Origin of the sequence: Variovorax sp. UMC13, assembly GCF_014170375.1 — a bacterium.
Classification (GTDB): Bacteria; Pseudomonadota; Gammaproteobacteria; order Burkholderiales; family Burkholderiaceae_C; genus Variovorax.
The window spans coordinates 184,186-207,273 of the sequence record NZ_LZZW01000030.1 but is presented as its reverse complement, the minus strand read 5'-3'; the positions used below and the strand labels follow the sequence as shown (position 1 = coordinate 207,273).

The window sequence follows — 23,088 nt, the reverse complement described above, 5'->3', positions numbered from 1 at the left end:
TCGAGCGGCGGCGGTGCAGCTTAGTGTCAGCGCGCGGCGGGCGCCGTCGCCAAGGTGCCAGCCAGGGCGCGCACGATCTCGTCGAAGGCCGGGCGTGTGGCCGCGTCGGGCTGCAGGCAGCGCGCGGCCACCGCGGCCAGGGGTGCGAGCAGCGGGGCCGCCGGATCGCTGTGGTGCAGCAGTTCCTCGGCCAGGCAGCCGAAGGCGCGGGCCTCGAGGCCTTGCAGCGCATCCGCGTCGTCGGAGAGAAACGAAGCGGCCCCCAGATCGCCCAGCCGCGCCTCGCCGTCGGCGCGCCAGAGGATGTTGTGGCCGTACAGGTCGCCATGCAGCAGGCCGCGCGCATGCAGGTCGGCCACGGCCTTGGCGATGCCGCGCGCCAGCCGCAGCGCGGCCTCGGGCGCGAAGCGCGCGCCCTCGGCGTAGACGTCGCGGGTGCAGCTGTCGAAGCTGGGCGGGCCGGCCAGCACGGCGAAGCGCGTGTCGGCCCAGGGCATCACCAGGCCTTCGGTTCCGTCGGGATGGCCGCTCAGCCGGCCCTCGGCGCCGATCCGGTGGGGATGCGGTCCGGCCGCCAGGCTCGCGGCCAGTTCGCTCTGGGGCGCGCCGTCGCTGGTGAGGGCGCCCTTGAACAGCTTGAGCGCGACCTGGCGCGCACCGCCCGGCGCCTCGGTCCAGGTCGCGCGATGGATCAGGCCCGAGGCGCCTTCGCCCACCACTTCATGCACCTCGAGTGCCCGCCAGCCGATGGCCGGCAGCGGCGGCGCGGCCAGCACCGCGGCTTCGCGGTCGGCGTTGAGCGGGTTGCCACCGAAGGCCAGCCAGCCCAGGCGTGGCATCCGCGTCAGCCAGGGCGGCAGGGTGTCGAAGCGGTTGGCCGCGATGCGCAGCAGTTCGAGCCGCTCGCAGCCCGCCAGCGTGGCCGGCAGGGCCCGCAGCCGGTTGCCGGCCAGCATGAGCTTCTGCAGCCGGTGGCGCTGGCCGAGCGCATCGGGCAGCTCTTCGATCGCGTTGTCGCTCAGGATCAGCCAGCGCAGCCGCGGCGGCAGGGAAGAAGCCGGCACCTCGGCGATGCGGTTGGCCTTGAAGCCGACCATCTCCAACTGCGCGCAGCGGCCCAGGCTTTCGGGCAGCACGGTGAAGCGGTTGTCCGAACAGAAGAGCACGCGCAGCCGGTGCAGGCGGTGCAGGTCCTCGGGCAGCGCGTCCAGCGCATTGCCCGAGAGGTCGAGGATTTCCAACGTGTCGGCCAGCGCGAAGACCTCGCGCGGGAATTCGGTGAGGCCTTCGCGCAGCGCGAGCCGTGTGGCGCCGCGGAACTGGCCGCCGCGCAGGCGGGAGAGGGTGTCGTTCATGCAGCGCCGAGCATGCCACGGCGCCGCTGCGGATCAGGCGGTCGACGCCAGGCGGAAGCGGTAGATGCCGTCGGCGTCCCGCGTGCGGCGCAGCTGGCCTTCGTGCCACAGCAGGTGCAGGTGGGCGATGGTCTCGCCCATGGCGAAGGTCAGCTGGTGCAGGTCGAGCTCGCGCTTGAACATGATCGGCACGCCGTCGGCCGCGCTCAGCGCGCGTTCGCTGCAGCCGGCCAGCAGTTCGGCCAGGCGGTCGCGGTGGTGCTCCTCGAGCTGCTCGACGCGCCGGTGCACGCCGGTGAAGGGCTTGCCGTGCGAGGGCAGCGCCAGCACGTCGGCCGGCAGCGCGCGGAAGCGCGCGATGCTGTCGAGGAACAGGCGCAGCGAGTTCGCCTCGGGCTCGTCGGCCTGCACGCTCACGTTGGTCGAGATGCGCGGCAGCATCATGTCGCCGCCGATCAGCAGGTTGAGCGCCTCGCAGTACAGCGCGATGTGCTCGAAGGAATGGCCGTAGCCGCTGATGCAGCGCCAGGCCTGGCCGCCGATGGTGACGGTGCCGCCGTCCATCAGCCGCACGTAGCTGGGCGGCAGGCCGGGCACCATGTTGCGGTAGTAGTCGGCGCGCGAGCGGATCTTCTGCACCGCCTCGGGGTCGACCAGGCCGTGCGAGGCGAAGAAGCTGGCCGCCACGTCGCCGCCGGCCGCGTTGTCCATGCCATGGGGGCTGGTGAGGTTGCGCGCCACGTAGTAGTCGGTGGCGCTCATCCACAGCGCCACCTGCCAGCGCTCGCAGAGCCACTGCGCGAGCCCGACGTGATCGGGGTGCATGTGGGTCACGATCACGCGCAGGATCGGCAGGCCCTCGAGCTGGGTGGCGAACACCTGTTCCCATTGCGCCTTGGCCTCGTCGCGCGCGATGCAGCAGTCCACGACGGTCCAGCCCTCGACGCCGTCGAGCGTGTCGCGCATCAGCCAGAGGTTGATGTGGTCGAGCGCGAAGGGCAGGCTCATGCGGATCCAGCGCACGCCGGGCGCGACCTCGACGGTGTCGCCGGGCGCCGGCAGCCGGTCGCCGAGGGGGTAGTGGAGTTCGCGTTCGAGGAGGTTCATGTAAGATTGACGTTGACGTAAACGTCACGTAGTGGGCCTTCATTGTAGGCAGTGGGGCGCCGATGCGCTGTCGCCACCGTGATGTCCCGTGTTTCCGCTCCTTCTTCGCCACAGGCGTCCATGCCCTCATCGACCTATTCCATCAGCGAGCTGGCCCAGGAATTCGATCTCACCACGCGTGCGATCCGTTTCTACGAGGACAAGGGCCTGCTGGCGCCCGAGCGTTCGGGCGCGGGCGGGTTGCAGCGGGTCTACAGCGCGCGCGACCGCACGCGGCTGGCGCTCACGCTGCGCGCCAAGCGGCTGGGCCTGAGCCTGGACGAGGCCAGGGACATCCTCGACATCTACGACAGCCCGCGCGACACGGTGGTGCAATTGCAGAAGTTCCTCGACGTGCTGGGCGTGCACCGCGGCCAGCTCGAGGCGCAGCTGGCCGAGCTGCAGGCCAACCTCGCCGAGGTGCGCGACCAGGAGCAGCAGGCGCGTGACACGCTGGCCCGGGCACAGAAGCCGGCCAAACCCGCGAAGGCGCGCCTGCGATGACCCTGGCCTGCCCCGCGAACGATGTCCCGCAACCCTTCCAAGATACCCGTCACCGACAATACGACCATGCCTGAAAACAACCGCGACGACTCCCTCGACGATCTGTTTGCCCACAACCGCGCCTGGTCCGCCCAGATGGAGCGCGACCGCCCCGGATTCTTCACCGGGCTGGTGAAGCAGCAGACGCCCAAGTACATGTGGATCGGCTGCTCCGACAGCCGCGTACCCGCCAACCAGATCACCGGCCTCGAGCCCGGCGAAGTGTTCGTGCACCGCAACGTGGCCAACATCGTGGTGCATTCCGACCTCAACGCGCTGTCGGCGATCCAGTTCGCCGTCGAGCACCTGAAGGTCGAGCACATCATGGTGGTCGGCCACTACGGCTGCGCCGGCGTCAAGGCCGCGCTCAGCGGCGCGCGCATCGGCCTGGCCGACAACTGGATCCGCCACATCCAGGACGTGCGCGACCGCCACATCGTGATGCTCGAGAGCCTGCCCGAGGAAGTGCGCGCCGATGCGCTGTGCGAACTCAACGTGGCCGAGCAGGTGGTCAACGTGGCCGTGAGCACCGTGATGGTCGATGCCTGGAGCCGCGGCCAGAAGGTGCGCATCCACGGCTGGAGCTTCGGCGTGCACGACGGCCTGCTGCAGGACCTGGAGCTCAGCGTCAACGGCACCAAGCCGCTGGACGCGATCTACAAGGCCGCGGTGCAGCGCATCCGCTACAAGTGGAGCAAGCCCGGCGAGGCGCTGAAGATCGTGCCGCGTCCCCGGGCCGAGGAGCCGGCGCGGGCCCCGATCCCCACGAGCACGGACCTGGACGGCGCGCCCGACCATGTTCCCCCAACGGCTTGATTCGCCGCTGGCCTACGACATCGCCAAGGCGCTGCTCGATGGCTTCAACCGGCACTACCGCCTGTTCCGTGGGGAATCGGCGCGTGCCAAGCACCGTTTCGAGACCGCTGACTGGCATGGCCAGCAGCGGGCCCAGCGCGAGCGCATCGCGTTCTACGACCTGCGCGTGGGCGAGGCCGTGGCCCGGCTCGAGAAGGAGTTCAAGGCCGGCGAGCAGCCGATGGCGGTGTGGCACCAGGTCAAGCTGCACTACATCGGCCTGCTGGTCGACCACCACCAGCCCGAGCTGGCCGAGAGCTTCTTCAACTCGGTGACGACCAAGATCCTGCACCGCGCCTACTTCCAGAACGACTTCATCTTCGTGCGCCCGGCGCTCAGCACCGAGTACATCGAGCCGCGCGGCGCGCCGACCTACCGCCCCTACTACCCGGCCCACGACACGCTGGCCCAGACCGTCGAGCGCATGCTCGAGGACTTCGCGCTGCAGGGCCGCTTCGCCGACCGGGCGCGCGATGCCGAGCGCGTCGCGGCCGCGGTGCGCGGGCGCTTCCACCAGGTCAAGCTGCGCGCCAACTTCCAGCTGCAGGTGCTGTCGGGCCTGTTCTTCCGCAACAAGGGCGCCTACGTGGTGGGTAAGGTCATCAACGGCTACGTCGAGCTGCCCTTCGCGCTGCCGATCCTGCACGACGACCAGGGCCGCTTCCATGTCGATGCGGTGCTGTTCGGCGAGGACGAGCTGCAGATGCTGTTCAGCTTCGCGCGCGCCTACTTCATGGTCGACATGGAGGTGCCCTCGGCCTGGGTGCAGTTCCTGCGTTCGCTGATGCCGCGCAAGCCGCGCGCCGAGATCTACAACGCGCTGGGCCTGGCCAAGCAGGGCAAGACGCTGTTCTACCGCGACTTCCTCTCGCACCTGAACTTCAGCAGCGACCGCTTCCGCATCGCGCCCGGCATCAAGGGCATGGTGATGCTGGTGTTCGACCTGCCGTCCTTCCCCTACGTGTTCAAGCTCATCAAGGACTTCTTCCCGCCGCCCAAGGAAACCACGCGCGAGCAGGTCAAGGCCAAGTACCAGCTGGTCAAGCAGCACGACCGCGTGGGCCGCATGGCCGAGACGCTGGAGTACAGCGACGTGGGCTTTCCCTTCGACCGCTTCGAGCCTGCGCTGATCGAGGAGATCCGCCGCTTCGCGCCCAGCCAGCTCGAGATCGGCGACCGCGACGGCAACGGCGAGATGGAGATCGTGCTGCGGCATGTCTACATCGAGCGCCGCATGATCCCGCTCAACCTCTACCTGCAGGAGACCTTCGACCTGCTCGCGCATCCCGAGAGCGAAGCCCAGGCGAAGCGCGCGAAGGAGCAGCTGGTGCGTGCGGTGGTCGAGTACGGCAACGCGATCAAGGACATGGTGGCGGCGAACATCTTCCCCGGCGACATGCTGTGGAAGAACTTCGGCGTCACGCGCAACGGCAAGGTCGTGTTCTACGACTACGACGAGATCGAGTACCTGACCGACTGCAACTTCCGCCGCGTGCCCGAGGCGCGCAACGAGGAAGACGAAATGAGCGACGAGGTCTGGTACGCGGTCGGCCCGAAAGACGTGTTCCCCGAGACCTTCGCCCCCTTCCTGCTGGGCAACGACGCGGTGCGCGAGGCCTTCATGGCGCACCATGCCGACCTGCTCGAGGCCGACTTCTGGCAGCAGCACCAGCAGCGCATCCGCGCCGGCCAGATGCTCGACGTGTTTCCCTACGACGCGGCGCAGCGCTTTGCGCATGAAGGGAGTGCGACACATTTCTGAACACCCAACCGCCGGACGCAGAAGACGCAGAGATTTCGCAGAGAACGCAAAAGAAAAGCATCAAGGATCTGGATCCTTTTTGCGACCTCTGCGAAACCTTCGCGTCCTCTGCGTCCGGAAACCCGATTCTTTTTTCCCCTACCTCCAAGGAGACCCTCATGTCCGAATCCATCGTCATCGTCGGCGCCGCACGCACCCCCATGGGCGCGTTCCAGGGCGACTTCTCTTCCCTGTCGGCCCATGACCTGGGCGGCGCCGCGATCAAGGCGGCCGTCGAGCGCGCGGGCATCGACCCGGCCGTGGTCGGCGAGGTGCTGTTCGGCAACTGCCTGATGGCGGGCCAGGGCCAGGCGCCGGCGCGCCAGGCGGCCTACAAGGGCGGCCTGCCCGACGCCGCGGGCGCGGTCACGCTCAGCAAGATGTGCGGCTCGGCCATGAAGGCCGCGATGCTGTCGCACGACATGCTGCTGGCCGGCACGCACGACGTCATGGTGGCGGGCGGCATGGAGAGCATGACCAACGCGCCCTACCTGATGCTCAAGGGCCGCGGCGGCTACCGCATGGGCCACGACCGGATCTTCGACCACATGATGCTCGACGGCCTGGAAGACGCCTACCAGCCGGGCCGCTCGATGGGCACCTTCGGCGAAGACTGCGCCGCCAAGTACAGCTTCACGCGCGAGCAGCAGGACGCCTTCGCGACCGCCAGCGTCGAGCGCGCCAAGCAGGCCACGGCCGACGGCCTGTTCAAGACCGAGATCACGCCCGTGACGGTCAAGGGCCGCGGCGGCGAGACCGTGATCTCCATCGACGAAGGCCCGGGCAAGGTCAAGCTCGACAAGATCCCCACGCTCAAGCCCGCCTTCAAGAAGGACGGCGGCACCATCACCGCGGCCTCGAGCTCGTCGATCAACGACGGGGCCGCCGCGCTGGTCATGACCACCGCCTCGCAGGCGCAGAAGCTGGGCGCCAAGCCCATCGCCCGCATCGTCGGCCACGCCACGCACGCGCAGCAGCCCGAGTGGTTCTCGACCGCGCCGGTGGGCGCCGTCGCCAAGCTGTTCAAGAAGATCGGCTGGAGCGTCAAGGACGTCGACCTGTGGGAAGTCAACGAGGCCTTCGCCGTGGTGCCGATGGCGCTGATGAAGGAACTGGGCGTGGCGCACGACATCGTCAACGTGCACGGCGGCGCCTGCGCGCTGGGCCATCCGATCGGCGCCAGCGGCGCGCGCATCATGGTCACGCTGATCCATGCGCTGCAGTCGCGCGGCCTCAAGCGCGGCGTGGCCACGCTGTGCATCGGCGGCGGCGAAGGCACGGCCGTGGCGCTGGAACTCCTGTGAGCGCATCCCTTCGTGGACGGCGCACCGGGCTGCGCCAGACGATGCTCGCCCTGTGCCTGGCGGCGCTGCTGCCGGCGGCCGGGGCGCAGAAGCGCGACAACGTGCTGTTCGATGCGGCCACCGCCAAACAGCCGGCGGTCGTGAAGACGCTCGAGCGGCTGGTCAACATCGAGAGCGGCACCGGCGACGCCGAGGGCATCGCGGCCGCGGGCAAGCTGCTGGAGGACGAGCTCAAGGCGCTGGGCTTCAGCGTCACCCGCCACAAGGCGGTGGCGCCGGCGGTGGGCGACAACATCGTGGGCAAGCTGCGCGGCCGGCTCGACGGCCGGGCCGGCAAGCACCTGCTGCTGCTTTCGCACATGGACACGGTCTACCCGCGCGGCATGCTGGCGCGCGCGCCCTTCCGCATCGAGGGCAACAAGGCCTACGGCCCGGGCATCGCCGACGACAAGGGCGGCAGCGCGGTGATCCTGCATGCGCTGAAGCTGCTCACCACCTACGGCTTCCGCGACTTCGGCAGCCTCACGGTGCTGTTCAACGTCGACGAGGAGAAGGGCTCCTTCGGCTCGCGCGACCTGATCCAGAGCGAGGCGCGCGCGGCCGACTACGTGCTGTCCTTCGAGCCCACCAATGCCGAGCGCGAGAGCTTCTACCTCGGCACCTCGGGCATCGCCTACGTGCAGGCCGACATCAAGGGCAAGGCCTCGCATGCGGGCGCGGCGCCCGAGCTGGGCGTCAATGCACTGGTCGAGGCGTCCGACCTGGTGCTGCGCACCCAGGACATCGACGACAAGGCGCGCGGCCTGCGCTTCAACTGGACCGTGGCCAAGGCCGGCACGGTGTCGAACATCATCCCCGACAGCGCCACCCTCAATGCCGACGTGCGCTACGCGCGCAACGAGGACCTCGAGGCCGCGCTCAAGCTGCTGGAAGAACGCGCCCAGGCGCGCAAGCTGCCGGAGGCCGAGGTCAGGCTGACCATCACGCGTGGCCGCCCGGCCTTCAACGCCGGCGCCGAGGGCCGCAAGCTGATCGACAAGGCCAGTGCCTTCTACCGCGAGGCCGGCGGCCAGCTCGAGGTCGACGAGCGCAGCGGCGGCGGCACCGACGCGGCCTATGCGGGCCTGTCGGGCAAGCCGGTGATCGAGGGCCTGGGCCTGCCGGGCTTCGGCTACCACAGCGACAAGGCCGAGTACGTGCTGGTCGATGCGATCCCGCGCCGGCTCTACATGACGGCGCGGCTGATCATGGACCTGGGCCAGGGCCGCTAAGGCCCGAGAGACAACAAGAGAAACGAAGGAGACCCGCATGCTGCTCACCACCGACCAGGAAGCGATCCGCGACGCGGTTCGCGATTTCTGCCAGACCGAGATCTGGCCGCACGCCCCGCGCTGGGACCGCGAACACCACTTCCCCAAGGAAGTGCACCAGGGCCTGGCGGCGCTGGGCGCCTACGGCATCTGCGTGCCCGAGGAAGACGGCGGCGCCGGCCTCGACTACCTCACGCTGGCGCTGGTGCTGGAGGAGATCGCGGCCGGCGACGGCGGCACCAGCACCGCGATCAGCGTGACCAACTGCCCGGTCAACGCGATCCTGATGCGCTACGGCAATGCCGAGCAGAAGAAGCAGTGGCTCTGGCCGCTGGCGCAGGGCCGGATGCTCGGCGCCTTCTGCCTGACCGAGCCGCAGGCCGGCAGCGACGCCTCCAGCCTGCGCACCACCGCGCGCAAGGACGGCGACGCCTACGTGATCGACGGCGTCAAGCAGTTCATCACCAGCGGCAAGAACGGCCAGGTCGCGATCGTGATCGCGGTCACCGACAAGGCCGCGGGCAAGCGCGGCATGAGCGCCTTCATCGTGCCCACCGATGCGCCGGGCTACAGCGTGGCGCGGCTGGAGGAGAAGCTGGGCCAGCACAGCAGCGACACCGCGCTGATCAACTTCGATGGTTGCCGCATCCCGCGCGAGAACCTGATCGGCGCCGAGGGCGAGGGCTACAAGATCGCGCTGGGCGCGCTCGAGGGCGGCCGCATCGGCATCGCGGCGCAGAGCGTGGGCATGGCGCGCAGTGCCTTCGACGTGGCGCTGGCCTATGCCAAGGAGCGCCAGGCCTTCGGCGGCAGCATCTTCGAGCAGCAGGCCGTGGGCTTCCGCCTGGCCGAATGCGCGACCCAGCTCGAGGCCGCGCGCCAGCTGATCTGGCATGCGGCCGCGCTGCGCGACGCGGGCCGGCCCTGCCTCAAGGAGGCGGCGATGGCCAAGCTGTTCGCCAGCGAGATGGCCGAGAAGGTCTGCAGCGCCGCGATCCAGACGCTGGGCGGCTATGGCTACGTCAACGACTTTCCGCTGGAGCGCATCTACCGCGACGTGCGGGTCTGCCAGATCTACGAAGGCACCTCGGACATCCAGAAGCTGCTGATCCAGCGCGCGCTGGCGTGAAACGCCGCCAGCTGCTGGCCACGGGCGCCGCGCTGGCCGCGGCACCCTGGGCCCATGCGCAGGCCGAGCCGCTGCGCATCGTCGTGCCCTTCCCGCAGGGCGGCCGCACCGGCTACCTGGCCGAGACCTTCGCCGCCGCGCTGCGCCGCGTGCGGACCGGGCCGGTGGCGGTCGCGTACCGCCAGGGCGAGGTCACGGCCGAGATCCGGGCCTTCGCCCAGGGCACGCCCGATGCCCGCACGCTGCTGCTCGCGGGCGTGCGCCTGCCGCGCCGGGGCACGCCCTTGGCGCCGGCCGACGACGACAACCGCCTGATGGACAGCCTGGCACCGGTGACGCTGGTGGCGCGCGATCCGATGGTGCTGCTGATGAACCCGGCGCGCGCCGAGGCGCTGCGCATCCGCGACACCGCGCAGCTGCTGCGCTACCTGCGTGCCCACCCCGGCCGGCTCACCATCGCCACCGGCGTCGACGGCAGCATCGACCACATGGCGACCGAGCTGTTCAAGAGCATGACCCGCACCTACCTCACGCGGCTGCCGGCGAACGGGCTCACGCCCGACGTGCGGGGGGTGGCCGCCGGCCGGGTCGACCTGCTGTTCGCCGAACTGAGCGCCGCCATCGACAGCGTGCGCGACGGCGCCTTCCGCGTGCTCGGCATCGCCTGCGGCGCCGGCGATCCGCAGCCCACGCCGCGCACGCTGGGCATGCCGAAGGGCCCGGTGACGCTGCAGCAGGCCGACCGCTCGCTGGCGCGCTTCGAGGCCTACAGCTACTACTCACTGTTCGCGCCGCCCGGCACGCCCGAGGGCCTCACGGCGCCGCTGCAGCAGGCCGCCACCGAGGCGCTGGCGCTGCCCGAGGTGCGACGCGAACTGCTGGAACACAGCGCCATCCCGGGCGGGCAGACGCGTGCCGGCTACCTGCGGCTCGAGGACGCCGAAGCCGAGCGCTGGCGCGTCGGGCAGGCGCGATGGTGAGCGCCCTCGCCGAGGCCGCGGCGGATGGTGTTCCAATGGAGCCCGTCATGAGCAGCAGCCCGATCATTCCCCCCGCCGGCCCTTGCCCCTGTGGTCGCACCGACCGCCGGGACAAGCCCTTCGCCTTCGCGCTGTGCTGCGGCCGGTACCTCGACGACTTCGAGCAGACGCCGGCGCCCGACGCCGAGTCGCTGATGCGCTCGCGCTATGCGGCCTTCGTGCTGCAGCGCGCCGCGTACCTGCTGGCGACCTGGCACCCGACGACGCGGCCGGCCGCGGTCGATTTCGACGCCGGCGTGAAGTGGCTGGGCCTGGACGTGCGCTCGCGCTCGGTGCTCGACGCCGACCACGCCGAGGTCGAGTTCGTCGCCCGCCAGCGCGATGCCGGCGGCGTCGCCACCCGGCTGCACGAGCGCAGCCGCTTCGTGCGCGAGGTCGAGCCGGCCGTGGGCGAGCAGGCCGAACGCCAGCGCTGGTACTACGTGGACGGCGAGCCGCGCTAGCAGCCGGACTGTCCACGGCGCGCGAACGCAACGATTCGTTGCGGCGTCACACGCCCGGGCCTTGAACGCGGCACACTGTGCGGCTGTTCGCAACCCTCGTGCGGAAGGCGCTCCCGATGACTCCCTTACGTCGTTCCTGCATGGCGGCCCTGGCGCTGCTGTCGTGTCTTGCGCTTCCGCTCGGCGCGCGTGCGCAGGGCGCGCCGTCGCCCCTGTTGACCGCCTTCTCGCCCACCTCGACCGGCGCGGCGCCACCGCCCTGGCATTTCAGCACCCTGCCCAACAAGAAGGCCACGCGCTTCGAGGTGGTGCGGCTGGACGGCCGGACGGTGCTGCGCGTCGAGACCGACGATGCCTACGGCAATCTCGTGCATCCGGTGCGCCTCGCGCTCGATGGCGGCGCCACGCTGGGCTGGCGCTGGCGGGTCGACCGCTTCGTCGAGGGCGCCGACCTGCGCACCCGCGCGGGGGACGACGGTGCGGCCAAGCTCTGCGTGTTCTTCGCGCTGCCGACCGACCGGCTGCCCTTCACCGAGCGCGCCCGCCTGGCGCTGGCGCGCAGCGCCACCGGCGAGGACGTGCCCAGCGAGACGCTGTGCTACGTCTGGGACGGGAAGGAGGCGCGCAACACCGAGCTGGTCAATGCCTTCACCCAGCGCATCCGGATGCTGGTGCTGGAATCGGGCCCGGCCGAGCCGGGCGCCTGGCGCAGCGAGCGGCGCAACCTGCTGGCCGACTACCAGCGGGCCTTCGGCGCGGAGGCGGGCGGGCTGCAGCCCGACGTGGTGGGCGTGGCGGTCTCGGCCGATGCCGACAACACCGGCAGCCAGGGCCTGGCCTATTTCGCCGACCTCGACCTGCGCGGCACGGGAGCCGGACCGTCGATGCAGACGGTGCACGGCCCCTGAGCCCTTAGGGCCTGTTCACCAGCCCTAGCGGGCGATGGTCTTGCCCGTGGCGACGTCGGTCACCGTGCCGTCGACCAGGCTGATGCGGTAGATCTCGCGCGTCACGTTGCCGGCGAAGGCCAGCTCGACGATCGACACGTCGCGGAAGGTGGTGGCGATGCCCTCGGGCAGCACGGCGTTGAACTTGGCCGCTTCCTGGTTCATCGCGGCCTGCACCGCGGGCGTGAAGGGCGCCATGCTGTAGACCAGGGTGTTGTGCGGGTTGTGCAAACGCAGTTCCTTGCCGTCCTTGACCACGTTGACGCCGCTCACGCCCACGGTCTTCACCAGCTCGCGGCCGGCCTCGGCCATCTTGGCGTAGACCGGGCCGGTCACGCGCGGCAGCGGGCCGTCGCGCAGCGGGGCCATGGCGGCGGTGGTCACGGTGTTGTAGGCCATCAGCGCCTCGAAGCCGGGGCCGGTCTTGACGATGCCCAGGTCCAGCCACCAGGGGCGGCCGGCGTCCTTGGCGGCCTCGGTGGTGTAGAAGGTCTTGAGCGTCAGCGCGATCGGCGCGGGCGGCTTGGGCAGCGCCTTGAGCATCTTCAGCGGCGTGCCGGGGTCGGCGCTGTGGATGTGCACCACGGTCACGTGCGGGATGTTGAAGTTCTGCGCTTCGGCCTGCAGGCCCAGGCGCACCAGGTCCTGGCGCAGCACCGGGTACACGCGGGCGTCGAGCACCTCGTTCACTTCCTTGGGCAGCCGGTAGACCACCCCGTAGGTGGCGGTGTGGGCGCGGAACTCGGGCTGGCCGATGGCGCTGTTGTCGATGGCGGGCGCCGACGGACCGGGGGCGCTGCAGGCCGTGAGGAACGAACCGAAGACGACGGCGAGGGCCAGGGGCCGGAGGGTGCGGATCATTGGGAGAACTCCATTTTCAAAGACGCGGCGGCTGGTGGCCACCGACGAGGCGAGGCCCTGCGCAGGCGGATTCCTGCGCAGGCGGGGGAACGGGAGGGGTCAGGTGGGCAGCGAAGGCGAGGCGGGCGGGGCCGCGATCGCGGCATCGTCGCTGCGGTCCTTGAGCTGCACGCCGGTGAGCTGCAGGCGCTTGGCTTCGCGGGCCAGCCACCAGAAGCGGCGGGCGGCGGTTTCGGGGTCCAGGCCCTCGGGCCGGATGTTCGAGATGCAGTTGCGCTCGGCGTCGTGGCGGCCGACCGCGGGTCGCCAGGTCAGGTACAGGCCCAGGCTGTCGGGCGAGCTCAGGCCGGGGCGCTCGCCGATCAGCATCGCCACCAGTTGCGCGCCGAGCAGCGCGCCGGCCTCGTCGGCCAGGGCCACGCGCGCCTGCCGCGCGATCACCACCGGGCCGAGGCGCCAGTCGGCCGGCGCGTGCGTGCGCAGCGCGGCGATCAGCGCGCGTGCGTTGCGCTCGACCGCCAGCGAGGAGAGACCGTCGCCCACCACCAGCAGCAGGTCGCAACCGGCCACCGGGCTCGGGCCCGCGGCCGCGCGCAGCGCCTGCACGCTCGCATCGTCGAGGCGCCGTCCCAGGTCGGGCCGCAGCAGGTAGGCCGCGCGATCGGGGGCGGCGCTGTGGACGGGCACGCTGGCCAGGCCGTCGTCGGCCAGCGCCTGCGCGAGCGCGTCGATATCGAGCACGGCATGCACCGCGTCGCGCGCCTGCGCATGGGCGAAGCCGAAGCGCAACAGCTCGTCCGTGGGCATGCTGGCGCCGCTGCGGCCCAGGGCCAGCCGGGCCGCGGTGTAGGCGCGCAGGTCGTCCCAGGGATCGGCATCCGTCATGGCGTGCCTCCGTCGCCGATGCGCAACTGGCGCATCTGCTGCAGCGCCGGGTGCTGCGCCGTCAACGGCCGCATGCGGCCACTCGCATCGCTCAGCTGCATCGCCTGCAGCCAGGCCTCGAACTCGGGCGCGCGTTTCAGGCCCAGCACCTCGCGCAGGTAGAGCGCGTCGTGGAAGGAGGTGCTCTGGTAGTTGAGCATGATGTCGTCGGCGCCCGGCACGCCCATCAGGAAGGTCAGGCCGGCCGTGCCCAGCAGCGTCATCAGCGCGTCCATGTCGTCGGAGTCGGCCTCGGCATGGTTGGTGTAGCAGACGTCGCAGCCCAGCGGCAGGCCCATGAGCTTGCCGCAGAAGTGGTCCTCCAGGCCGGCGCGGATGATCTGCTTGCCGTCGTACAGGTACTCGGGCCCGATGAAGCCGACCACGGTGTTCACCAGCAGCGGCCGGAAGGCGCGTGCCACCGCATAGGCGCGCGCCTCGCAGGTCTGCTGGTCGACGCCGTGGTGCGCGTCGGCCGACAGCGCGCTGCCCTGGCCGGTCTCGAAATACATCACGTTGTCGCCCAGCGGGCCGCGCCGCAGCGACAGCGCGGCCTCGTGCGCCTCGCGCAGCAGCGCCAGGTCGATGCCGAAGCTGGTGTTGGCCTTCTGGGTGCCGGCCACCGACTGGAACACCAGGTCGACCGGCGCGCCCTGCTCGATCATCTGCAGGGTGTTGGTCACGTGCGTGAGCACGCAGGACTGGGTGGGGATGCCGAGCTTCGAGATGAGTTCGTCGAGCATGTGCACCAGCCGCGTGAGCGCGGGCAGGCCGTCGGTCGCGGGGTTGATGCCGATCACCGCATCGCCCGCGCCGTAGAGCAGGCCGTCGACCATCGAGGCCGCGATGCCGCGCAGGTCGTCGGTCGGGTGGTTGGGCTGCAGCCGCACCGCCAGGTGGCCGGGCAGGCCGATGGTGTTGCGAAAGCGCGTGAGCACGCGGCACTTGCGCGCCACCAGGATCAGGTCCTGCTGGCGCATCAGCTTGCTCACCGCGGCCGCCATCTCGGGCGTGATGCCGGGCGCCACGCGCGCCAGCATGGCGCTGTCGGCCGCCTCGGACAGCAGCCAGTCGCGGAAGTCGCCGACCGTGAGGTGCGCGATCGGCGCGAAGGCCGCGGCGTCGTGCGTGTCGACGATCAGCCGCGTGACCTCGTCACTCTCGTAAGGGACCAGCATCTCCTCGAGGAAGCGCCGCAGCGGCACCTCGGCCAGGCACATGCGCGCCGCCATGCGCTCCACCGCCGTGGCCGCCGCCAGCCCCGCGAGCACGTCGCCCGAGCGCGCCGGCGTGGCCTTGGCCATCAGCGTGCGCAGGTCGGCGAAGGCCCAGGTGGCGGTGCCGAGGGTGTGGCGGTAGGGCATGGCGCGGGTCCGTGGGGGCTCAGGCGACGATCACGCGTTCGCAGGCCTTGCGCAGGCCGGCGAGCGCCGCCACGCCGCGCGCCTTGGCGTCGGTCACGATGACGTCGATGTCGGCGCAGCGCGCATAGGTCACGCGGCTGGCCACGCCGATCTTGCTGTGGTCGGCCAGGATCACCAGCTGCTGCGCCTGCTCGGCCATGGCGCGCGCCACCGCGGCCTCGTGGTGCTCGAAGCTCATCGCGCCGTGCTTGGCGTGCAGGCCCACGGGCGACATCAGCGCCACGTCGACCCGGAAGCGGCGGATGTCCTCCAGCGTGCCGTCGCCGTGCGTGGCCTGGGTGCCCACGTCGATGCCGCCGCCCAGCAGGCGCACCACGTTGTGCGAGCTGCGGCCCTCGTCGGCACCGGCCAGCTTGAGCGCGATGTTGAGCGAGTTGGTGATCACCGTCATGCCGCTGAGCATGGCGATCTCCTCGGCCAGGATCGCGGTGGTGCTGCCGGCGTCGAGGAACAGCGTCTGGCCCGGGCGCAGCAGGCCCACCGCGGCCTTGGCGATGGCGCGCTTCTCCTTCTGGCGCGCCACCAGCCGCACGGCCAGCGGTGCCTCGGGCTCGGGGCCGGTGGCCACGGCGCCGCCGTGCACGCGGCGCAGCTCGCCCGTGCCTTCGAGCTCGAGCAGGTCGCGCCGCACGGTCTCGCGCGAGACCGAGAGGTCCTGCACGATGCGATCGACGCTCACGCGCGAGAAGGTGGCCAGCAGGTTGCGGATGCGCAGGAATCGTTCTTCTTGAAGCATGGTGGACAAACGGTACGGGTTTCAGTGGGCGGCCGGCACGGAGCGGCGCGTGAGCAGGTGCAACAGCAGCGCCATCGCGCCGACCACCGCCATGATGCAGGTGGAGAAGGCCGCGGCCTGGGAGGTGAAGCCGGCCTCGTCGAGCCGCATCACGGTGACGGCGCTCAGCGTGAGCGAGGGCGTGATCAGGAAGATCACGGCCGACAGCGTGACCATCGAGCGCATGAACAGGAACACCGCGATGGCCATCAGCGTGGTGCGCAGCGCGGGCCAGTAGACGTCGGCCAGCACCCGCCCCACGCCACCGCCCAGCACCGTGGTGGCGTCTTCGAGGGCGACGGGGACGGTGCGCATGCCCGTCATCATGCTCACAAATCCCTGCGTGTGGTGGTGGTAGTAGTTGCACATCGCCAGCAGCACCGCGCTGCCGTAGAGCAGGCCCCAGGGCATGGCGGCCGAGTTGAAGGTGAAGACGTAGGCCAGGCCCAGCACCAGGCCGGGCACGGCCACCGGCAGCGCGCTCAGCAGCCGCGCCGCGTTGGCGGTGCGCCCGGGCAGCCGCTGCACGCCGAAGGCCAGCAGGAACAGCAGCAGCGTGCCCACCACCGCCGCGATCAGCGAGACCAGGATCGAGGTCCACAGCGGGGCGTAGCCGCCCGCGATCTGGATGTCGTAGTGCTTGAGCGTGAGGTCGAGCCGGTAGGGCCAGAGCCGGATGAAGCTCGCCACCACCACCGTCAGCACCACCGCGTAGATCGCGCCCACGATCAGCAGCGAAGCCGCGAAGAAGGCGCCGTCGCGCGCCGGCCGGGGCTTGGGCACCGGCGGCTGGGCCGATTCGGCGCCCAGGCCGGCTTGGCGCTGCGCCGCCAGGTGCTCGATGGCCACCGACAGCGCGGCCGGCACCAGCAGCACGATGCCGATCACCGCGCCCATGCCGAACTTCATCTGGCCGCTGACCTGGTTGTAGATCTCGGTGGCCAGCACCTGGAAGTTGCCGCCGATCACCACCGCGTTGCCGAAGTCGGTGATGGTCAAGGTGAACACCACGAAGCCGGCGCTCAGCACGCCGTAGCGCACCCCCGGCAAGGTGATGTCGACGAACTGCCGCCAGGGCGTGGCGCCCAGCACCTCGGCCGCGTCGTACTGGCGCGCGTCGCCGTGGCGCAGCGCGGTGCGCAGGATCAGCACCGCCTGCGGCAGCGCGTAGAGCACATCGGCGATCAGCAGGCCCCAGAAGCCGTAGATCTCGGGCCGCACGCCGAAGGCCTTGCCCACCACGCCGTTGCGCCCGAGCAGGAAGATCAGGCCCAGGCCCAGCACCAGCGAGGGCGCGAGCACCGGCAGCGACATGCCGATGGCGGTGAAGTGGCGCCCGGGCATGCAGGTGCGCTCGATGCCGAAGGCCACCACGAAGGCCAGCAGCAGCGTGACCACCGTGGTCGCCCCGCCCAGCAGCAGGCTGTTGCCCAGCGCGCGCCAGACGCCGGGCGTGTCCCACAGGGCCGCATAGTTGCCCAGCCCGATGCCGCCACTGGCGCCGTCCTGCACCAGGCTGCGCCAGGCGATGGCCAGCATCGGCAGCCCGAAGAACAGCAGCAGCCCGGCCAGCGGCAGCCACAGGCAGGCGCGCAGCAGCCAGCGGTCGGCGACGTGCAGGGGTAGCGACGGCGTCATGCGCGCACCCAGCTGCAGTCGGCCGCGCCGACCGCGAGGAAGACGCTCTGGCCCGGCTGCAGCGGCACGGCGCTCGAGGTCTCGGCCAGCAGGTCATGCTCGTTCCAGCGCAGCCGCACACGCTGGATGCTGCCCAGGAAGGAAATGCCCGTGACCTGGCCCACCGCTTCCGAGGCGGCGCCGAGCCGGATGCGCTCGGGCCGCACGCACAGCAGCGCCTCGGCCTCGGCGAGGCCCGCAGGCAGCGGCGGCAGCGCGGGCACCCACTGGCGCGCGAGCGCGGGCGGCAACAGGTTGCTGTGGCCCATGAAGTCGGCCACGAAGCGGGTGCGCGGGCGCAGGTAGAGGTCCTGCGGTGCGCCCTGCTGCTCGATGCGGCCGTGGTTCATGCAGACGATGGTGTCGGCCATCGACATGGCTTCCTCCTGGTCGTGCGTGACCATCAGCGTCGGGATGCCCAGGTTGCGCTGCACCTCGCGCAGCTCGCCGCGCAGGTCGGCGCGCACGCGGGCGTCGAGCGCCGACAGCGGCTCGTCGAGCAGCAGCAGCGAGGGGTTGACGGCCAGCGCGCGGGCGATCGCCACGCGCTGCTGCTGGCCGCCCGAGAGCTGGCCCGGGAAGCGCGCGCCGAAGCCCGGCAGCTTGACCATGTCGAGCAGCGCGGCCACGCGCTTGTCGATGGCGGCCGCGTTCTCGCCGCGGATGCGCAGGCCGTAGCCCACGTTCTGCGCCACCGTCATGTGGGGGAACAGCGAATAGGACTGGAACACGATGCCGAAGCCGCGCTCGCGCGCCGGCATCTGCGCCAGGTCGCGGCCGTTGAGCGACACGCTGCCGCCATCGGCGGCCATCAGGCCCGCGATGATGCGCAGCAGCGTGGTCTTGCCGCAGCCGCTCGGGCCCAGCAGGCAGACGAATTCGGCGCCCCCCACGTCGAGTTCGATGCGCTCCAGCGCGGGCTGGCCGCCGAAGCTTTTGTGGAGGTTCCTGATCTGCAGTGCCATCTTGTTGCTGTTCCTTCTTAGCTTGCGGGATGCGCCTCAGGCCGGCGTGGCCAGGCCCATCGCGGGGTCGCTGATGCCGTCCGCACCCGTCTCCACCCGGCCGGCGAAGCGGCGCAGGTAGACGTTGCCGCTGTCGACGTTGGCGCTCACCGCGAAGTCGTACCACTGCCGGCTGTAGCTCAGGTCCCAGCGCTGCTGCACGAGCTGGCCCGGCGCCAGCGTGAAGGTCCAGGGGCCGTCGGTGCGATAGGCCGCGGGCGCGATGTGCACGGTGCAGGCGATGTTGCCGAGGTTCTGCAGCTCGAGGTAGACCTCGCCGTTGGCCGTGTCGTAGCAGACGCGGGTCTCGGGCAGGCCCACACCGCCGGCCAGCGTGGCCGGCAGCTTGCCGCGGAAGCGCCGGAAGAAGCCGTTGGGGCCGAACACCGACAGGTCGTAGCCGCCGTCCTTGGCCACCGCCCAGCTGTCGTTGAGCATCTTGCCGGCCTCGACCGTGTAGCGGCGCGGCACCGCGTTGAGCGCGAGGTGGTTGTAGACATGGAACACCGCGCCGGCCTTGCCGGTGTTGCTGAACACCAGCCAGAACTGCTGGCGGTCGACGTCGGGCCGGCCGCTGGTGTGCAGCTCGTAGGGCAGGGCGCGCGAGTGGCGCACGCCGGAGGCCTGCACCGGCAGGCTGCCCGTGCCCGGCGCGGGGGCCGTCGGCGTCGGCAGCAGCAGCTGCTTCGCGATGGCCGCATCGGCCTCGGCGCCGGTGATCACCGGCAGCGCGGGCATCGCCGCATTGGGGGTGGCGAAGTTGAAGCAGGACAGCAGGTCGCTGCTGACCGCGCGGCGCCAGGCGCTGATGTTGGGCTCGACCACGCCGAAGCGGACTTCGAGGAAGCGGATCACCGAGGTGTGGTCGGCGACCTGGGAGTCGACCCAGCCGCCGCGGCTCCAGGGCGACACCACGTACATCGGCACGCGCCAGCCCATGCCGTAGGGCGAGCCGCGGTAGGGCGCCTTGAGGTCGTTGCGTTCGCCCAGCGTCGACACCGTGCTCTGGCCGGCCGGCGTGCCGTCGTCGTTGAGCGAGGGGATGGCGGGCGGCGGCATGTGGTCGAAGTAGCCGTCGTTCTCGTCGAACATGACGAACAGCACGGTCTTGCTCCAGACCGCCGGGTCGGCCGTGAGCGCGTCCAGCACGCGCGAGGTGTACTCGGCGCCCCACAGCGGCGACGAGGGGCCGGGGTGTTCGGAGTACTTGGCCGGCGCCACGATCCAGCTGACCTGCGGCAGCGTGCCGCCGGTCACGTCGGCGCGCAGGTCGTCCAGCGAGCGGGTCGACAGCGCACGGGCCTTGAGCGAGGCCTGGGCCGCGTTCGGCGTGGCGGTGTAGTAGGCGTTGCGGTAGTTGGTGAAGCCTTCGAGCGGGTTGTCGGTGTAGTTGTCCGCCATGTCCTGGTAGACCTGCCAGCGGATGCCCGCGGCCTCCAGCCGCTCGGGGTAGGTGGTCCAGCTGTAGCCCGGTTCGTTGGCCAGGTCGTCGTTGGTGTTGTCGATGGCCGGGCCGCCGCCCTGGCCCAGCGGGTCGTTGGTGCCGGTCCAGAGGAACAGCCGGTTCGAGTTGGTGCCGGTGAGTTCGCTGCAGTGGTAGGCATCGCACACCGTGAAGGCGTTGGCCAGCGCGAACTGGAAAGGCATGTCGCTTTCCTTGTAGTGGCCCAGCGCGCGCGCCGTCTTGGCCGCCACCCACTGGTTCATGCGCCCGCCGTTCCAGGCCTGCTGGCCGTCGGCCCAGCTGTGGGCCATGCCGGTGGTGCGCTGCGCGCTGGTGAGGGTGGTGTCGTAGTGGAAGGGCAGGCAGGTCGCGCTGCCGCTGGTGGCCGGCTGGTTCCAGACCGGCTGGCCGTTGGCCAGCGGCACCGGGAAGCGGTCGCCGAAGCCGCGCACGCCGCGCAGCGTGCCGAAGTAGTGGTCGAAGGAGCGGTTCTCCTGCATCAGGATCACCACGTGCTGCACGTCGTTGATGGTGCCGGTGTCCTGCGCGGCGGGGATGGCCAGCGCGCGCCGGATGCTGGGCGGCAGCAGGCCCATCGCGGCCGCGGCGCCGGCCGTGCCGGTGGCGGCGCGCAGGAAGCCGCGGCGGCTTGGCGAATGGTCGTCGTTCTTCTTCATGGACGGATCTCGGGAACTCAGGGCGCGCAGCGCACCGATGCGGGGCGCCGGGGCGGGGTGGAAGGGTCTTGCGGTGTTTCGCCCGGCGGCGTGAGCGCGTCGGCGGGCGGGCCGGCGGTGGCCGGGTCGTTGGGCGTGACCACCACCAGCGGCGTGTCGCCGCCGGGTTTGTTGTCGCCCGTGGCCGGGCCGGCGGGCGCGGCGCCGCCGCTGCCACCGCCGCAGGCGGCCAGCGCGCAGGCGAGCGCCGCGGTCGAGAGCCACCGCCAGGCGGCGGGGCGCGAAGCCGGGGAGGTGCCGGGCGTCTGCATGCGGGCCTCCGTCATGGCAGCAGCGTGGTGATCGACTGGCCCGAGCGCGCGATCGAGGTGATCTCGGCCGGTGTCAGCGCGCGGTTCCAGCTGCCGAACTCGCTGAAGTCGAAGCGGCCGCCGATGGTGTTGCTGGCGTTGCCGTTGCGGTAGTTCGGGCCGTAGCCGCCGTCGCCGTCCTCGTTGAGCGAGAAGCCCTTGTTGAGGCCGTTGAGCGCCGCCACGTAGTCGGCCGTCAGCGTGCCGGAGCTGCTCTGCAGGCCCAGCACCGGGTCGAACACGTAGTAGTTCGCCTTGAGGGTCGGGATGTCGACCGTCATCGCGGCATAGACCCAGGTGTTGGCGCTGAAATTCAGGTCCTTGTCGCCCAGGCGCGCGCCGCCCTTGCCGATGTTGAAGCGGATGGCGCTGCCGTACTGCCCCAGCGCGATGCCGGGGTTGGAACCGCTGCCCCAGTCCTTGTTCGACACGATCGGCATGCCCGAGCGCGTGGCGTCGGAGCGGAACCAGAAGCCGAAGCTGAAGGAGGTGCTGGTGCTGGTGACCTTCGCGGTGGGAATGCGCAGGCCGCCGTCGCAGGATGCGCAGACCGTGGGCCCGGCGTAGTTGGTCGAGGCCAGCGCGCGGCCCGTGCCCTTGAAGGGCGCATCGCCGGCGGCGGTGTAGACCGGCGCGGCAGCCGCGACCCAGGGCGTGAAGACCGTGCCGGCGTCGATGCGGTCGGCCAGCGTGCCCTGCAGTGCGAACAGGTGCGTGAGGCCGTCGCGCAGGCTGGCAAGCAGCTCGATCGGCGGCTCCGGCTTCTTGTAGTCCAGCGTGGCGCGCAGCGAGGTCGGCACGCTGCCCGCCACCACCGTGTAGTTGTAGGTGTAGAAGCCGCTGGCCGCGGGCTTCATCGCCGTGTCCTCGTAACTGGTGGCGTCGGCGGGCAGCGTGGCCAGCACTTCGCCGTCGCGCAGCACCGTGAGCGCGGCCGGCGGCGTCGGCAGGGTCCAGCCCAGCACCACGCCGCTGCGGGCCTCGTTGGTCGCGGCCTGGAGCTGCCGCACCGCCGAGGGGCCCACCAGCGGGCTGCCGTCGATGGCATAGGCCTTGGCGGCGGGGCGGGCCGACAGGTGGGTCAGCAGCGTGGGCGCGATGTCGGTCGCCGCCGCATAGGCGTACCAGGGCGTGATCGCCGTCGGCAGGGTCGTGGGCGCGGTGAGCGCGAGGTTGGCGGGGCGGTCGAGCGCCACGAAGGTGGCGAGGTTCGACGGCACCGGAATGCCGTCGGCGACGCCGGTGGCGCCCAGGCCGTGGGTGCCCGCGACGATCACCAGCCAGTCCTCCTCGGGGTGCGCCTGGCGGCGGCTGGCCAGCGTGGCGCGCACGGCGGCCAGGCGGCGGTCCAGCGTGGCCAGCGCGTTCTGGTAGTCGCTGCCGTAGCCCGCGACATCGGCGACCTGCGCGGGCCCCTGGAAGTCGGCCACCACCAGTGCGTAGTCGCCGGAAGCGATGGCGGCGGAGGTCTCGCTGCCCACGCAGGCGTCGTCGCCGGCGCAGTCCTTGGCCAGGTCGAGGTAGCCTGCCGCGCGGTCGGCGCGCAGCAGTTGCGGCAGGCCGCCCCAGCTGGCGATGGTGGCGGTGCGGGCACCGGCCTGCACCGCCTTGAGCTGCTTGAACACCGTGTCGGCGCTGAAGGCCTGGCCTTCGTAGTTGGAGCGGATCTCGTGGCGGTCGGCCCAGGTTCCGGTCAGCAGCGTGGCCCAGCCCGGTCCGGCGGTCGCCTGCTGCTGCGTGGCGCGGCCCATGACACCGCCGGTGTAGGCCGGCAGCAGCGTGCCCAGGCCCTGCAGCGAAGGCAGGCGCGTCGCGGCCAGCGCCTGCTGCAGGGCTTCGTACTGCACGCCGTCGACGCCGATCAGCAATGCCTTGCTGACGGGCGCCGGCGTGGGCGGCGGTGCCGGGGGATCGACCGGTGTCACGGGCGGCGCGGGCGGCTGCTCGGGCGTGCCGGTGTTGCTGCCACCGCCGCCACAGGCGGCCAGCAGCAGGGCCAGGCTCAGGCCGATCGCGGTGCGGCCGAGGCGGGCGTGGGTTGGATGTTGTTCTCTCACGGGAAGGCTCCGTCGACGACAG

General features: G+C 71.1%; 20 protein-coding genes. 9 read left to right on the top strand and 11 right to left on the bottom strand.

What is annotated here, in order from left to right:
- Positions 1–26 precede the first annotated feature (26 nt).
- Together A9977_RS24505 and A9977_RS24500 are read right to left on the bottom strand one after the other, a co-directional pair.
- On the bottom strand, positions 27–1,355 hold the full coding sequence (locus A9977_RS24505) for a leucine-rich repeat-containing protein kinase family protein (protein WP_183027454.1): 1,329 nt from the start codon (positions 1,353–1,355) through the stop codon (positions 27–29).
- A gap of 33 nt (positions 1,356–1,388) precedes the next feature.
- On the bottom strand, positions 1,389–2,462 hold the full coding sequence (locus A9977_RS24500) for an MBL fold metallo-hydrolase (protein ID WP_183027453.1): 1,074 nt from the start codon (positions 2,460–2,462) through the stop codon (positions 1,389–1,391).
- Between the two features lie 120 nt (positions 2,463–2,582).
- On the opposite strand from A9977_RS24500, the gene A9977_RS24495 reads away from it, so the two are divergent.
- The 9 genes from A9977_RS24495 (at position 2,583) to A9977_RS24455 (ending at position 11,834) form a co-directional block, all read left to right on the top strand.
- Positions 2,583–3,005, top strand: a complete 423-nt coding sequence (locus A9977_RS24495; protein ID WP_183027452.1) for a MerR family DNA-binding transcriptional regulator — start codon at positions 2,583–2,585, stop codon at positions 3,003–3,005.
- 66 nt (positions 3,006–3,071) lie between these two features.
- On the top strand, positions 3,072–3,860 hold the full coding sequence (gene can, locus A9977_RS24490; RefSeq protein ID WP_183027451.1) for a carbonate dehydratase: 789 nt from the start codon (positions 3,072–3,074) through the stop codon (positions 3,858–3,860).
- Positions 3,841–5,661, top strand: a complete 1,821-nt coding sequence (aceK, locus tag A9977_RS24485; protein ID WP_183027450.1) for a bifunctional isocitrate dehydrogenase kinase/phosphatase — start codon at positions 3,841–3,843, stop codon at positions 5,659–5,661. Before can ends, aceK begins: the two co-directional genes overlap by 20 nt.
- 158 nt (positions 5,662–5,819) lie before the next feature.
- Entirely contained in the window at positions 5,820–7,004 is a 1,185-nt protein-coding gene (locus A9977_RS24480; protein ID WP_183027449.1) for an acetyl-CoA C-acyltransferase, read from the top strand.
- 29 nt (positions 7,005–7,033) lie between these two features.
- Positions 7,034–8,275 (top strand): glutamate carboxypeptidase, encoded by a 1,242-nt coding sequence (locus A9977_RS24475; protein ID WP_405054704.1) that lies wholly within the window; start codon positions 7,034–7,036, stop codon positions 8,273–8,275.
- A 37-nt stretch (positions 8,276–8,312) separates the two neighbouring features.
- Positions 8,313–9,443, top strand: coding sequence for an acyl-CoA dehydrogenase family protein (locus A9977_RS24470; protein WP_183027448.1), 1,131 nt, complete (start codon positions 8,313–8,315; stop codon positions 9,441–9,443).
- On the top strand, positions 9,440–10,423 hold the full coding sequence (locus A9977_RS24465) for a tripartite tricarboxylate transporter substrate-binding protein (RefSeq protein ID WP_183027447.1): 984 nt from the start codon (positions 9,440–9,442) through the stop codon (positions 10,421–10,423). The genes A9977_RS24470 and A9977_RS24465 overlap by 4 nt, the downstream gene beginning before the upstream one ends.
- Before the next feature lie 47 nt (positions 10,424–10,470).
- Positions 10,471–10,926, top strand: coding sequence for a YchJ family protein (locus A9977_RS24460; protein WP_183027446.1), 456 nt, complete (start codon positions 10,471–10,473; stop codon positions 10,924–10,926).
- Positions 10,927–11,042: 116 nt separating this feature from the next.
- A complete protein-coding gene (locus A9977_RS24455; protein ID WP_259652125.1) occupies positions 11,043–11,834 on the top strand; it encodes a DUF3047 domain-containing protein in 792 nt (263 codons plus the stop codon).
- Positions 11,835–11,858: 24 nt separating this feature from the next.
- Here A9977_RS24455 and A9977_RS24450 read toward each other — a convergent pair whose 3' ends face one another.
- The 9 genes from A9977_RS24450 to A9977_RS34675 form a co-directional block, all read right to left on the bottom strand.
- Entirely contained in the window at positions 11,859–12,734 is an 876-nt protein-coding gene (locus A9977_RS24450; RefSeq protein WP_183027445.1) for a hypothetical protein, read from the bottom strand.
- 99 nt (positions 12,735–12,833) lie between these two features.
- On the bottom strand, positions 12,834–13,619 hold the full coding sequence (eutC, locus tag A9977_RS24445) for an ethanolamine ammonia-lyase subunit EutC (RefSeq protein ID WP_183027444.1): 786 nt from the start codon (positions 13,617–13,619) through the stop codon (positions 12,834–12,836).
- On the bottom strand, positions 13,616–15,022 hold the full coding sequence (locus tag A9977_RS24440; protein WP_183027443.1) for an ethanolamine ammonia-lyase subunit EutB: 1,407 nt from the start codon (positions 15,020–15,022) through the stop codon (positions 13,616–13,618). Before A9977_RS24440 ends, eutC begins: the two co-directional genes overlap by 4 nt.
- 19 nt (positions 15,023–15,041) lie before the next feature.
- Positions 15,042–15,818, bottom strand: a complete 777-nt coding sequence (locus A9977_RS24435) for a DeoR/GlpR family DNA-binding transcription regulator (RefSeq protein WP_183027442.1) — start codon at positions 15,816–15,818, stop codon at positions 15,042–15,044.
- Positions 15,819–15,839: 21 nt separating this feature from the next.
- A complete protein-coding gene (locus tag A9977_RS24430; protein WP_183027441.1) occupies positions 15,840–17,495 on the bottom strand; it encodes an ABC transporter permease subunit in 1,656 nt (551 codons plus the stop codon).
- Complete coding sequence (locus A9977_RS24425; protein WP_183027440.1) at positions 17,492–18,499, bottom strand: ABC transporter ATP-binding protein; 1,008 nt, start codon at positions 18,497–18,499, stop codon at positions 17,492–17,494. Before A9977_RS24425 ends, A9977_RS24430 begins: the two co-directional genes overlap by 4 nt.
- A 36-nt stretch (positions 18,500–18,535) precedes the next feature.
- Positions 18,536–20,659: a phosphocholine-specific phospholipase C gene (locus A9977_RS24420; protein ID WP_183027439.1), complete on the bottom strand. Its 2,124-nt coding sequence runs from the start codon at positions 20,657–20,659 to the stop codon at positions 18,536–18,538.
- 17 nt (positions 20,660–20,676) lie between these two features.
- Positions 20,677–20,985, bottom strand: coding sequence for a hypothetical protein (locus A9977_RS24415; protein ID WP_183027438.1), 309 nt, complete (start codon positions 20,983–20,985; stop codon positions 20,677–20,679).
- Positions 20,982–23,066, bottom strand: a complete 2,085-nt coding sequence (locus A9977_RS34675) for a LamG-like jellyroll fold domain-containing protein (RefSeq protein WP_183027437.1) — start codon at positions 23,064–23,066, stop codon at positions 20,982–20,984. Before A9977_RS34675 ends, A9977_RS24415 begins: the two co-directional genes overlap by 4 nt.
- Positions 23,067–23,088 lie beyond the last annotated feature (22 nt).

What these genes read in the sequence shown, in the direction of transcription:
- A9977_RS24505 (WP_183027454.1), bottom strand. Translation starts at nt 1,355, where the DNA reads ATGAACGACACCCTCTCCCGCCTGCGCGGCGGCCAGTTCCGCGGCGCC.
- A9977_RS24500 (WP_183027453.1), bottom strand. Translation starts at nt 2,462, where the DNA reads ATGAACCTCCTCGAACGCGAACTCCACTACCCCCTCGGCGACCGGCTG.
- A9977_RS24495 (WP_183027452.1), top strand. Translation starts at nt 2,583, where the DNA reads ATGCCCTCATCGACCTATTCCATCAGCGAGCTGGCCCAGGAATTCGAT.
- can (WP_183027451.1), top strand. Translation starts at nt 3,072, where the DNA reads ATGCCTGAAAACAACCGCGACGACTCCCTCGACGATCTGTTTGCCCAC.
- aceK (WP_183027450.1), top strand. Translation starts at nt 3,841, where the DNA reads ATGTTCCCCCAACGGCTTGATTCGCCGCTGGCCTACGACATCGCCAAG.
- A9977_RS24480 (WP_183027449.1), top strand. Translation starts at nt 5,820, where the DNA reads ATGTCCGAATCCATCGTCATCGTCGGCGCCGCACGCACCCCCATGGGC.
- A9977_RS24470 (WP_183027448.1), top strand. Translation starts at nt 8,313, where the DNA reads ATGCTGCTCACCACCGACCAGGAAGCGATCCGCGACGCGGTTCGCGAT.
- A9977_RS24460 (WP_183027446.1), top strand. Translation starts at nt 10,471, where the DNA reads ATGAGCAGCAGCCCGATCATTCCCCCCGCCGGCCCTTGCCCCTGTGGT.
- A9977_RS24455 (WP_259652125.1), top strand. Translation starts at nt 11,043, where the DNA reads ATGACTCCCTTACGTCGTTCCTGCATGGCGGCCCTGGCGCTGCTGTCG.
- A9977_RS24450 (WP_183027445.1), bottom strand. Translation starts at nt 12,734, where the DNA reads ATGATCCGCACCCTCCGGCCCCTGGCCCTCGCCGTCGTCTTCGGTTCG.
- eutC (WP_183027444.1), bottom strand. Translation starts at nt 13,619, where the DNA reads ATGACGGATGCCGATCCCTGGGACGACCTGCGCGCCTACACCGCGGCC.
- A9977_RS24440 (WP_183027443.1), bottom strand. Translation starts at nt 15,022, where the DNA reads ATGCCCTACCGCCACACCCTCGGCACCGCCACCTGGGCCTTCGCCGAC.
- A9977_RS24435 (WP_183027442.1), bottom strand. Translation starts at nt 15,818, where the DNA reads ATGCTTCAAGAAGAACGATTCCTGCGCATCCGCAACCTGCTGGCCACC.
- A9977_RS24430 (WP_183027441.1), bottom strand. Translation starts at nt 17,495, where the DNA reads ATGACGCCGTCGCTACCCCTGCACGTCGCCGACCGCTGGCTGCTGCGC.
- A9977_RS24425 (WP_183027440.1), bottom strand. Translation starts at nt 18,499, where the DNA reads ATGGCACTGCAGATCAGGAACCTCCACAAAAGCTTCGGCGGCCAGCCC.
- A9977_RS24420 (WP_183027439.1), bottom strand. Translation starts at nt 20,659, where the DNA reads ATGAAGAAGAACGACGACCATTCGCCAAGCCGCCGCGGCTTCCTGCGC.
- A9977_RS24415 (WP_183027438.1), bottom strand. Translation starts at nt 20,985, where the DNA reads ATGACGGAGGCCCGCATGCAGACGCCCGGCACCTCCCCGGCTTCGCGC.